Source organism: Novosphingobium sp. Chol11, from assembly GCF_945870625.1.
Taxonomy (GTDB): Bacteria; Pseudomonadota; Alphaproteobacteria; order Sphingomonadales; family Sphingomonadaceae; genus Novosphingobium.
The window spans coordinates 1-11,163 of sequence record NZ_CAMBTS010000103.1 but is presented as its reverse complement, the minus strand read 5'-3'; the positions used below and the strand labels follow the sequence as shown (position 1 = coordinate 11,163).

Annotated in this window: 8 protein-coding genes; 5 read left to right on the top strand and 3 right to left on the bottom strand. The window is 64.9% G+C overall.

Annotation, left to right across the window (positions count from 1 at the left end):
* The first annotated feature begins 379 nt into the window (after positions 1-379).
* Positions 380-745 (top strand): endonuclease domain-containing protein, encoded by a 366-nt coding sequence (locus tag Q0O40_RS13445; protein WP_295530809.1) that lies wholly within the window; start codon positions 380-382, stop codon positions 743-745.
* Between the two features lie 54 nt (positions 746-799).
* On the opposite strand, the gene Q0O40_RS13440 is transcribed toward Q0O40_RS13445, so the two are convergent.
* The 3 genes from Q0O40_RS13440 to Q0O40_RS13430 form a co-directional block, all read right to left on the bottom strand.
* Positions 800-1,249: a MaoC family dehydratase gene (locus tag Q0O40_RS13440; RefSeq protein WP_295530808.1), complete on the bottom strand. Its 450-nt coding sequence runs from the start codon at positions 1,247-1,249 to the stop codon at positions 800-802.
* Between the two features lie 88 nt (positions 1,250-1,337).
* The gene (locus Q0O40_RS13435) at positions 1,338-2,717 is read right to left on the bottom strand and encodes a putative O-glycosylation ligase, exosortase A system-associated (protein ID WP_295530799.1); all 1,380 of its coding nucleotides are present in this window, start codon (positions 2,715-2,717) and stop codon (positions 1,338-1,340) included.
* Positions 2,710-2,895, bottom strand: a complete 186-nt coding sequence (locus tag Q0O40_RS13430; RefSeq protein ID WP_295530811.1) for a hypothetical protein — start codon at positions 2,893-2,895, stop codon at positions 2,710-2,712. The genes Q0O40_RS13435 and Q0O40_RS13430 overlap by 8 nt, the downstream gene beginning before the upstream one ends.
* Before the next feature lie 89 nt (positions 2,896-2,984).
* Here Q0O40_RS13430 and Q0O40_RS13425 point away from each other — a divergent pair, with 89 nt between their 5' ends.
* The 4 genes from Q0O40_RS13425 to Q0O40_RS13410 form a co-directional block, all read left to right on the top strand.
* Entirely contained in the window at positions 2,985-4,217 is a 1,233-nt protein-coding gene (locus Q0O40_RS13425) for a TIGR04063 family PEP-CTERM/XrtA system glycosyltransferase (RefSeq protein ID WP_295530793.1), read from the top strand.
* Positions 4,218-4,268: 51 nt separating this feature from the next.
* Positions 4,269-5,663: a hypothetical protein gene (locus Q0O40_RS13420; RefSeq protein ID WP_295530790.1), complete on the top strand. Its 1,395-nt coding sequence runs from the start codon at positions 4,269-4,271 to the stop codon at positions 5,661-5,663.
* A gap of 216 nt (positions 5,664-5,879) precedes the next feature.
* Entirely contained in the window at positions 5,880-10,532 is a 4,653-nt protein-coding gene (gene gltB, locus Q0O40_RS13415; protein ID WP_295530787.1) for a glutamate synthase large subunit, read from the top strand.
* A gap of 18 nt (positions 10,533-10,550) precedes the next feature.
* Positions 10,551-11,163 (top strand): FAD-dependent oxidoreductase (locus Q0O40_RS13410; protein WP_295530784.1); only part of this gene is annotated, 613 nt, incomplete at its 3' end.

Sequence of the window (11,163 nt, the reverse complement as noted above, 5' to 3'; positions counted from 1 at the left end):
GGTAAGTCGCCTGATCAAGGACTTGGGGAAACCGCCCCACCTTGAACCCGCAGCCCGCACCGGTCGCATCAGCCTTTCCCGGTGAGGGCAAAGGCCGAAAGAGCGAAGGCAAGGCCGGCCAAGCCCGCTCCCGATCTGCGGGGGCATTTGGCCTATATGGTTCGTTTTGTCAAGGAGTTTGTGTGTGGAGGCTGCCCACCCCTAACCCCTCCCGCAGGCGGGAGGGGGACTGGTTGTGCTTTCGCCCCCCCCCCCTCGCGCTCATCCTGAGCCTGTCGAAGGGGGGAGGGGGAGTGGTTGTGCTTGATTTGCGAACGCGCGCACTTTCTTCTCCCCCTCCCGCTTGCGGGAGGGGTTGGGGGTGGGCATTCTTGTTTACATGCCGACCTTCAAACCCCGCAACACCGAGTGCGCCCGCGCCCTGCGCCGCGAGGCGTCTCCTGCGGAGCGGCGACTTTGGCGTTATCTTGCGCGCGGGCAACTGGGCGCAAGGTTCAGTCGTCAGATGCCGGTCGGGCCGTATTTCGCCGATTTCCTGTGCCGGGAATTGATGTTGGTCATAGAAATTGATGGCTTTAGCCATGAGATGCGGCAGCAGGCCGACGAGGCGCGGACGCGCGCGATCGAGGCGGCGGGTTATCGGGTGGTGCGGTTCACCAATGCCCAGGTGCTCGGCAATGCTGAAGGTGTTGCGCTTGAGGTTCAGGCGGTGGTTGCGGCGGTGAGGTTGCGAGCCCACCCCTAACCCCTCCCGCAGGCGGGAGGGGGACTGGTGGCGCTTTTGTCCCCCCCTCGCGCTTTAGATGAAGAACTGGGTGATCCATTCGCAGATCAGCGCGGGCTTTTCCTCGCCTTCGATCTCGACGGTGATTTCCATCGATTGCTGCCACTGGCCGGGGCGCTTTTCTTCGAGTTCGAGCAGTTTGAAAATGCCGCGCACCGACTTGCCCGAGCGGACCGGGGCGATGAAGCGGGTTTTGTTGCCGCCGTAGTTGACGCCCATCTTGACCCCGGCGGGGCGCGGGCAATCGCTTTCGGCGGTGAGCAGCGGGATCAGCGAAAGGGTGAGAAAGCCATGTGCGATGGTGCCGCCAAAGGGCGTTTGCGCTGCGGCCACGGGATCGATGTGGATGAACTGGAAATCGCCGGTCGCCTCGGCGAAAGTGTTGATCCGCTCCTGCGAGATTTCAATCCATTGCGATGTGCCGACCACCTGGCCAACCAGTGCCTTGATTGCGTTTGCGTCCATCAGATTTGCCATGCCGTCTTATCCCTGCTGCGAAATGTGCTGCCCTGTCATGGCCGCAACGCGCTTGCCGCGCAACGGGCAACGCGCTTCACATGGCAGGTTCGAGCACCGGCGGGGCAGAGGTTTTGCGGGCAACGCGGAAAGGAGGAGGCACCGTGCGCCGGATGCGGCCCATATAGCCGCTGAGCCCGCATTGCAGCCCGACCAGCATGTAGCAGAACGGCTGGAAGGCGATGCCGACAAACGCGCCCCCGATCAGATAGACGATCTGCGCCTGTTGCAGCGCATCGGCGAGCGGCGTGACCCAGCCAAAGCCATCGGGCGCGTTTTTGGCATAGCGACGGCGCAGCACTTCCATTTGCAGCACGCCCATCAGATGCAGCAGCAGCCACAGACCCAGGCCGGGGTAGCCTTGTTCGCCGAGCATCTCGAAGTAGCTGGAGTGATAGGCGCGGGCCTTTTCAACGATCCGATCCTTCGCGATGACGGCGTTGTTCGCCCCGGCATAATCCGCCTTGACCGTCTCATAGACCACCTCATTCTGGCGGAAGGCATCGAAGCCGCCACCGAACGGATGCGTCTTGGCGTAGTCGATGGTCCATTTCCACACTTCAAGCCGGGTGGAGGCGGACTGATCTGCCTTGTGATTGCCGATCGTGCTCATCCGCTCGGTAAAGCTTTGCGGCAACAGCGGCATCGCGACGAGCCCGGCGATCGTGACCAAAGAAATATAAGTCATCCGCCGCTTGGTCGAGCGCAGCATCATGATGCCGAGCACGCCCACGCAGATGAGGCCGGTGCGCGCCTGGGTGCCGATCGGCATGAGGATGCAGGCAAAGCAGATGCCCCACGCGAACAGCGTGATCATCCAGCTCGGTTTGAAAATCGTACCATAGCGGGCAAGCCACAGCGCCAGCGGGATAATGCAGATCGCCACTGCCGAAATGATCGAGCCTTCATAAAGCCCGGTGTTGTCGTTCACGAGCAGCTTGAGCTCGCCATAGCCGCCGCCGCCCGAGGCCAGCGTCTTGATCCCGCCGCCGATGACGATGACGCCGACCGAGAGCACCATCACCAGAATTAGCGCCTCGATCCGCAGCTTGGTGCGCAGAGTGAGCGGCAGAAACAGCGCAAAGATCAGCGCTTTCCAGACCCATGACCATTTTTCGGCGGCTTCGACGGGAAAATCGGCGAGCTTGGTGGTGATCCCGCAATAGATGAGCAGCGCCAGCAGGACGAACTGGCGCGGCGAAAAGCGGGCGCCGTCCTTGTTGTCGGCCACCATCCAGCCGATGAAGGCGCACGCGAACGCGATCAGCGAAACCGGAACATGCGCGAGGAAGCCCCAGGTGACCTTCTGCGGCCCGACCACGTCGATATAGGCATAGGCCAGCACGAACAGGAATGGCCGCTTCATGCCGGCGCCAAGGAACCCGGCGACAAATGCGGTCAGGAAGAGATTAAGCATCGCGGGTACGCGCCGGTTTGGGATGAGCGCGCTCGGCCTTGAGCGGGCGCTTTTGGCGGAACATGTCTGCCTTGACCGGAAGATGCGGATCCTGATCGAGATCATCGCGCGGCAGCAGACGCCAGATGGCCAGCGCCATCAGGGCATGCGGCACTATCACGGTGAAGATATCGATCATGCGGCGCGCCCGGAATTCCTGAAGATGGCAACGCAATAGCGCGCTGCGGTTGACGCGGCGTTAAGCCTTCCCGTGCCATCAGACGCGCCATGACCCGGGTGCTTCACGTTCTGGACCACAGCCTGCCGTTGCAAAGCGGCTATGCCTTTCGCACGCGCGCCATATTGAAGGCGCAGCAGGCCGCCGGGCACGAGGTGCAATGCGTGACCGGGCTGCGCCAGGAGGGGCCACCGGCGGTGACCAATCCCGAGGTGGTCGACGATCTGATCTTTCACCGCACGCCCGGCCGGCCTTCCGGCCCGCCGCTGATCGGCGAATGGCGCGAAATGGCGGCGCTGGCCGAACGAATCGAAGCGGTGGCGCGCGTATTCCGGCCCGAAGTGCTCCATGCCCATTCGCCCGCGCTGGGCGGGCTTGCGGCGCTGCGCGCTGGCGAGCGACTGGGTTTGCCGGTGGTTTATGAAATCCGCGCGTTTTGGGAAGATGCCGCAGTCGGCAACGGCACCGGCACGCGCGGCTCGGCCAAATACTGGCTGACGCGCCAACTCGAAAACCATGTGATCGCTGGCGCAGGCGCGGTGGTGACGATCTGCCGGGGCCTGCGCGATGATCTGATCGCGCGCGGCACCGCGCCGGAGCGGATCACGATCATGCCCAACGGCGTGGATATGGCCGTGTTTGGCCAGCCGCAGCAGCGCGATGCCGCGCTGGCGCAGCAACTCGATCTGGGCGAAGGCCCGGTGATCGGATTTCTGGGCAGCTTTTATCCCTATGAAGGGCTCGATGATCTGATCGCGGCGATGCCGGGCATCGTCGCGGCGGTTCCGGGCGCGCGGCTGCTGCTGGTCGGCGGCGGCCCCGCCGAAGATGCGCACCGCGCGCAGGCGAGCGCATCCCCCGCAGCGCATGCGATCCGCTTTGTCGGGCGCGTGCCGCATCAGGAGGTGGAGCGATACTACGCGCTGGTCGATGTGGTGTGCTATCCGCGCAAGGCGATGCGCCTGACCGAGCTGGTCACGCCGCTCAAACCGTTGGAGGCGATGGCGCAAGGCACGCTGGTGGCCGCAAGCGCGGTTGGCGGGCACCGCGAGCTGATCGAGGACGGCGTGACGGGAACGCTGTTTCCGCCTGACGACCCCGCCGGACTTGCCGCCGCGATGATCGCCCTGCTGGGCAGCCGCGATGGCTGGGACGCGCAGCGCGCGCGCGGCCGCCGGTTTGTTGAAACTGCGCACAACTGGGCCGCCAATGCCAAGCGTTATGATTCTGTTTACCAAACAGTGTTAGCCCAAAGCTCTTCGCTCGTCAGGGCTATTGCCTGAATTTCCGGCAGGCTCTGGCGATCCGCGAACCGCTAATGGGGTCCGAGCCAGGTGATCAGCCGTCCGAACACGTCCAAGAAGGCTGGCAAGAAGGCTGGCAGGCCCGCTTCGCAAGAACTTCATGCCCTTGCCGCGCACCGGCTTTTTCCGATGTTCACCGCGCTGTGGTGTGCCGCTCTCTTCGGGCTGGGCAGCCTCGCGATTTCGGCCAGCGCGCTGGCGCGGCTGGTTGTCATGACCGGCTTGCCCGCGATCATCCCGGCCGCCGCGCCGCCTTTGGGCTTTACCGCGCGCATGGCGCTGGCGCTGTTCATGGCGCTGGCGGGAGGTGCTGCGGGGATGATGATCGGCATGGCGATCCAGCGCCGCGCTCCGGCCCGGGAACCTGTGCAGAAAAATACGCCGCCGCTGCGCCGAACGGCTGGCGCGACCGCTGCTGCGGGGCCAGTGTCGGCCCCTTCCTCGGCCCCGCCTTTCACCATGCCCTCGGCCCCGCTCCCGGCGCAGGAACAGCCCGTGTCGACCGCGGCACCGAAAGTGCGCGCGCGCGACGCGCACCCTGATGCGCCGCCGCGCCGTCCGCTGGAACTGACCGATGATCTGGCGGCTGATCCCATTCCCGGCGGGCCGGTGGCGGATGACCTGCCCATCTCGCCTGCGCCGCAAATGGCGGATGCGGACCCGCCGACCCGCTTTCCCGCGCGGGTCGCCGCCGTATCGAGCGATGAGGCGGCGGCCGTCGATGTGCCTTTGGCGCAGGAGCCGATCCTGCTCAGCGAGCTTGCTCCGCCCGATCTTGCAGAGCCGGATGCGCCCGACGCCTCGCCTTCTCCCGCACCCTTGCAAGAGGCCGCGATTGATGCGGCGCGCGCGGCGGGATTGCTGGATGGCGACAGGCTGACGGGCAAATTGCTGACTGAGCTGCCGCTGGACAGCCTGGGCATGCTGCAATTGATCGAGCGGCTGGCGCTGGCGCTGGACGCGCGGCGCAGCAACCGCCAGAGCGCTCCAGCGGGCGAGGCCATGGCTGCCCCGCCGGCGCGGTTTGCGCGTCCGTTAGCCGGTTCGCCCATCGCGCCGACCGGCGCTGCTCGCGAGAATGCGCTGGCCGATCCGGGCGCGATTCCCGAGGTGCCGGGGTCCGAAGCGCCGGGGCCATCGCTTGTTCCCCCGCTGAGCGACCTGACCGCGCGCTATGCCTCGTTAGTGGCCGCCGTGCCCGCCGCCGAGGGCGGCGACGCGCGGACCGCCGCCGATCCCGTGCTGGCGTTTCCCGGCGAGGCGGCGCGCCTTGGCCTGGCGGCGATGCGCCAACAGGCGCGCGCGGCGCCTGCTGCCAAAGCGCCGGTCCCGATGCCGCGCCCGCAGTTCACCTCGGCCGAAGATGCCGATGCCGCCTTGCGCGCGGCGCTCGCCACATTGAAGCGGATGGCCGCGCAGAGCTGATCGGGGCGGGGCCTTGCCCGAGCGCGGCGGCTGAGCAGCGGCGCGCGCGCACCGGCAATCGTATTTCCTCCCCGGCTCTAAGGGCAATCGGGCGGGCGTTCTTGCAAAATAACTTTCCTGCAGTCATGGGGGATCGCCGCGCAACATTGTTTGCCTGTCGGGCATGACGATTCGTGCGCGCGTGTTCTTTTTTCTGGGTGCAGGACGATTATTGAGATGGGTTTTCCGCCGGTTCAGGGCCTTTATGATCCGCGAAACGAGCATGATGCATGCGGGGTTGGGTTCGTTGCCCATATCAAGGGCACCAAAAGCCACGCGATTATCCAGCAAGCGCTTGAAATCCTGCATAATCTTGATCATCGCGGCGCGGTCGGCGCGGACCCGCTGCTGGGCGACGGCGCGGGCATCCTGATCCAACTGCCCGATGCGCTGCTGCGCGATTGGGCGCAGAACGAAGGCAAAATCTTGCCTGCTCCCGGCGATTATGCCGTGGCGATGTGCTTCCTGCCGCAGGATGATGCCAGCCGGACTTTCGTCACCGAGTTTTTCGAGAAGTTCATCGCCAAGGAAGGGCAGGAGCTGATCGGCTGGCGCGATGTGCCCACGACCGCCGCGGGTCTGGGCAAGGCGGTGATCGAGCAGATGCCGGTGATCCGCCAGTGCCTGATCAAGCGCGGCGAGAACTGCCCCGATCAGGACGCGTTCGAGCGCAAGCTGCTGGCGATCCGCAAGCAGACCCAGAACCCGCTGGCGGCGCTGGCCGCCAAGCATGGCCTGCCGGGGGTGCGCGAGCTTTACATGCCGAGCTTTTCCTCGCGCACCATTGTTTACAAGGGGCTGCTGCTCGCGACGCAAGTCGGCTCGTTCTATGACGATCTGCGCAATCCGGCGTGCGTTTCGGCGCTCGGGCTGGTGCATCAGCGCTTTTCGACCAATACCTTCCCCAGCTGGAAGCTGGCGCATCCTTACCGCCTCATCGCGCACAACGGCGAGATCAACACGGTGCGCGGCAACGTCAACTGGATGAATGCGCGCCGCCGCACGATGGAATCGGAGCTGCTCGGCCCCGATCTGGACAAGATGTGGCCGCTGATCCCGCATGGCCAGTCCGACACCGCCAGCCTCGACAACGCGCTCGAACTGCTGCTCGCGGGCGGATACAGCCTTGCGCATGCGGTGATGATGCTGATCCCGGAAGCGTGGTCGGGCAATCCGTTGATGTCGCCCGCGCGCCGCGCGTTTTACGAATATCATGCTGCGCTGATGGAGCCGTGGGACGGCCCGGCGGCGGTCGCCTTTACCGATGGCCGCCAGATCGGCGCGACGCTCGATCGCAACGGTCTGCGCCCCGCGCGCTTCTCGATCACGCGCGATGATCTGGTGTGCATGGCCTCGGAAAGCGGCGTGCTGCCGTTTGCCGAAGCGGACATCGTGCGCAAGTGGCGGCTGCAGCCGGGGCGCATGCTGCTGATCGATCTGGAGCAGGGCCGGATCATCGAGGACGAGGAGATCAAGGCGCAGCTTGCCGGCGATTACCCGTATCAGGAATGGCTGGAGGCCGCGCAGTACAAGCTGAAGGAGCTCGAAGTCGTCGAGCCCGAAGCAGGGTCGCTGCCGGTCGTGACCAGCACGCTGCTGGATCGCCAGCAAGCGTTTGGCTATACGCAGGAAGATATCGCCCGGTTCCTCGAACCGATGGCGCTGGCGGGCGATGATCCGCTGGGCTCGATGGGCACCGACACCCCCATCGCCGTGCTCTCGCGCCGTTCGCGGATGCTGTACGATTATTTCAAGCAGAACTTCGCGCAAGTGACCAACCCGCCGATCGACCCTATCCGCGAGGAATTGGTGATGAGCCTGGTTTCGATGATCGGGCCGCGTCCCAATCTGCTGGGACATGATGCGGGCACGCACAAGCGGCTCGAAGTCGACCAGCCGATCCTGACCAATGCCGATATCGCCAAGATCCGTTCGGTCGAGGCGGTGCTCGACGGCGCGTTTCGCACCGCGACGATCGACACCACCTGGGCCGCGGCGAGCGGGGCCGAGGGCCTTGAGATGGCGATCAAGGAAATGTGCTGGGCGGCGACCGAGGCGGTGCTGGCCGACAAGAACATCCTGATCCTGTCCGACCGGGGGCAGGACGAGGACCGCATTGCGATGCCGGCGCTGCTGGCAACCGCTGCGGTGCATCATCATCTGGTGCGCCAGGGCCTGCGCATGCAGGCCGGGCTCGTCGTGGAAACCGGCGAGGCGCGCGAGGTGCACCATTTCTGCGCGCTGGCGGGATATGGCGCGGAGGCGATCAACCCCTATATGGCGTTCGAAACGATCGAGGCAACGCGGATCGCCAAGGACCTGCCGATTGCGGCCAAGGACGCCGAGAAGAACTATATCAAGGCGATCGGCAAGGGTGTGCTCAAGGTCATGTCCAAGATGGGCATTTCGACCTATCAATCTTATTGCGGGGCGCAGATTTTCGATGCGGTCGGGCTGTCTTCGGCCTTTGTCGACAAATACTTCACCGGCACCGCGACGATGATCGAAGGCGTGGGCCTGCGCGAAATCGCCGAGGAGACGGTGCGCCGCCACAGCGAAGCTTATGGCGACAACCCGATCTATCGCAAGATGCTCGATGTCGGGGGCATGTACCAGCTGCGCCTGCGCGGCGAGGAGCATGCCTGGACCGCGAGCAATGTTGCCAGCCTGCAACATGCAGTGCGCGGCAATCTGCCCGAAAAGTACCGCGAATTTGCCGCCTCGATCAACGATCAGTCGGAGCGGATGCTGACCATTCGCGGGCTGATGGAATTGAAGCCGGCAGGCCCTGCGGTTGCGCTGGACGAAGTGGAGCCGGCCAGCGCCATCGTGCGGCGCTTTGCCACCGGCGCGATGTCGTTCGGCTCGATCAGCCGCGAGGCGCATACTACGCTGGCCATCGCGATGAACCGCATCGGCGGCAAATCGAACACCGGCGAGGGCGGCGAGGAGCCGGACCGCTATTTGCCGATGAGCAATGGCGATTCGATGCGTTCGGCGATCAAGCAGGTGGCGAGCGGGCGCTTTGGCGTGACCACCGAATACCTCGTCAATGCCGACGACATCCAGATCAAGATGGCGCAAGGCGCAAAGCCCGGCGAAGGCGGCCAATTGCCCGGCGACAAGGTCGACAAGGTGATCGGCAAGACCCGTCATTCGACCCCCGGGGTTGGCCTGATCTCACCGCCACCGCACCACGATATCTATTCGATCGAGGATCTGGCGCAGCTGATCCACGATCTCAAGAATGTGAACAGCGCGGCGCGGATTTCGGTCAAGCTGGTCTCCGAAGTGGGCGTGGGCACCGTGGCGGCGGGCGTATCGAAGGCGCGCGCCGATCATGTGACGATCTCGGGCTATGAAGGCGGGACCGGGGCTTCGCCGCTGACCTCGCTGACCCATGCCGGAAGCCCTTGGGAAATCGGCTTGGCCGAGACGCAGCAGACCTTGCTGCTCAACAACTTGCGCAGCCGGATCGCGGTGCAGGCCGATGGCGGCCTGCGCACGGGCCGCGATGTGGCGGTCGCCGCGCTGCTCGGCGCGGACGAATATGGCTTTGCCACCGCGCCCCTGATTGCGGCGGGGTGCATCATGATGCGCAAATGCCACCTCAATACTTGCCCGGTGGGCGTGGCGACGCAAGACCCGGTGCTGCGCGCGCGGTTTACCGGCCAGCCCGAACATGTGATCAACTATTTCTTCTTCGTCGCAGAAGAATTGCGCGCGCTGATGGCCGAACTTGGCTTTCGCACCGTGAGCGAGATGGTTGGCCGGGTCGATTGCCTCGATGCGCGCGGCGCGGTGTCGCACTGGAAGGCGCAAGGGATTGACCTGTCTAAGCTGCTCCACCGGGTGAAGCCGGCCGAGGGCACCACCCTCGGCTGGAGCAAGACGCAGGATCACGGGCTGGCCGCCGCGCTCGACAACGATCTGATCGCCGCTGCTGCGCCCGCGCTGGAGCGGGGCGAGCCGGTGCGGATCGAACGCGCGGTGCGCAATGTCAACCGCACGGTCGGCGCGATGCTTTCGGGCGAAGTGGCGCGCCGCTATGGCCATCGCGGGCTGCCCGACAATACGATCCACATCAGCTTCAGCGGGGTTGCCGGGCAATCGTTCGGTGCGTTTCTGGCGCATGGGGTGACGCTCGATCTGGTGGGCGATGCCAATGACTATGTCGGCAAGGGGCTCTCGGGCGGACGGCTGGTCGTGCGCCAGCCGGGCGATGTGGACCGCGATCCGACGCGCAACATCATCGTTGGCAATACCGTGCTTTACGGCGCAATCGCGGGCGAGGCTTATCTCGGCGGTGTGGCCGGTGAGCGCTTTGCCGTGCGCAATTCGGGCGCCATCGCTGTGGTCGAGGGCACCGGCGATCATGGCTGCGAGTATATGACCGGCGGCGTGGTGGTGGTGCTGGGCGCAACGGGGCGCAATTTTGCCGCCGGCATGTCTGGCGGGATCGCCTATGTCTATGACCCCGAGGGCCGGTTCGCCATGCTGTGCAACCCCGCGATGGTCGATCTGACCCCGGTTTCGCCGACGCGCGATGATGATGCCGATGAGGCTTGGGGCACGGATCGCCCGCAGCAGCGCGCGATCGATGTGAGCGATTATGGCATGGGCGATATGCTGCGCCACGATGCCGAGCGGCTGCGCATTCTGATCGAGCGGCACCATCTGCATACGGCGAGCGCGCGCGCGCGCATGATCCTCGACAATTGGGCCGAGGAATTGCCGCGCTTTGTCAAAGTCATGCCGCGCGATTATGCGCGCGCGCTGCGCCAGATCGAGAGCGAGCGGCGCGAAGCCGCCAGCATCGCGGCCGAATAAGGACAGGACTGAAAAAACGTGGGCAAGACCAAGGGTTTTCTTGAACTCGATCGCAAGGATCGCGGCTATGACGCGCCGGCCGAACGGCTGAAGCATTACCGCGAATTCACCGTGCCGCTGGGTGCCGCGAGCCTGAAAGCGCAGGCGGCGCGCTGCATGGATTGCGGCATTCCCTATTGCCATAATGGTTGCCCGGTGAACAACCAGATCCCCGACTGGAACAATCTGGTCTATGAGGACGATTGGCGCGAGGCGCTCGACAATCTGCATTCGACCAACAATTTCCCAGAGTTCACCGGGCGCATCTGCCCCGCGCCGTGCGAGGCGGCGTGCACGCTCAACATCATCGACCAGCCGGTGACGATCAAATCGATCGAATGCGCGCTGGTCGATCGCGGGTGGAAAGAAGGCTGGATCACGCCGCAAGCGGCGGCGCGCAAGAGCGGCAAATCGGTGGCGATTGTCGGTTCGGGCCCGGCGGGCCTGGCCTGTGCGCAGCAGCTGGCGCGTGCGGGGCATTCGGTGACTGTGTTCGAAAAGTCGGACCGGATCGGCGGATTGCTGCGCTATGGCATCCCCGATTTCAAGATGGAAAAGCATCTGATCAACCGGCGCGTGATGCAGATGGAAG

Excerpts from the sequence above, each read along its gene's own strand:
- Q0O40_RS13425 (WP_295530793.1), top strand. The coding sequence starts at position 2,985 with ATGACCCGGGTGCTTCACGTTCTGGACCACAGCCTGCCGTTGCAAAGC.
- gltB (WP_295530787.1), top strand. The coding sequence starts at position 5,880 with ATGGGTTTTCCGCCGGTTCAGGGCCTTTATGATCCGCGAAACGAGCAT.
- Q0O40_RS13430 (WP_295530811.1), bottom strand. The coding sequence starts at position 2,895 with ATGATCGATATCTTCACCGTGATAGTGCCGCATGCCCTGATGGCGCTG.
- Q0O40_RS13445 (WP_295530809.1), top strand. The coding sequence starts at position 380 with ATGCCGACCTTCAAACCCCGCAACACCGAGTGCGCCCGCGCCCTGCGC.
- Q0O40_RS13435 (WP_295530799.1), bottom strand. The coding sequence starts at position 2,717 with ATGCTTAATCTCTTCCTGACCGCATTTGTCGCCGGGTTCCTTGGCGCC.
- Q0O40_RS13440 (WP_295530808.1), bottom strand. The coding sequence starts at position 1,249 with ATGGACGCAAACGCAATCAAGGCACTGGTTGGCCAGGTGGTCGGCACA.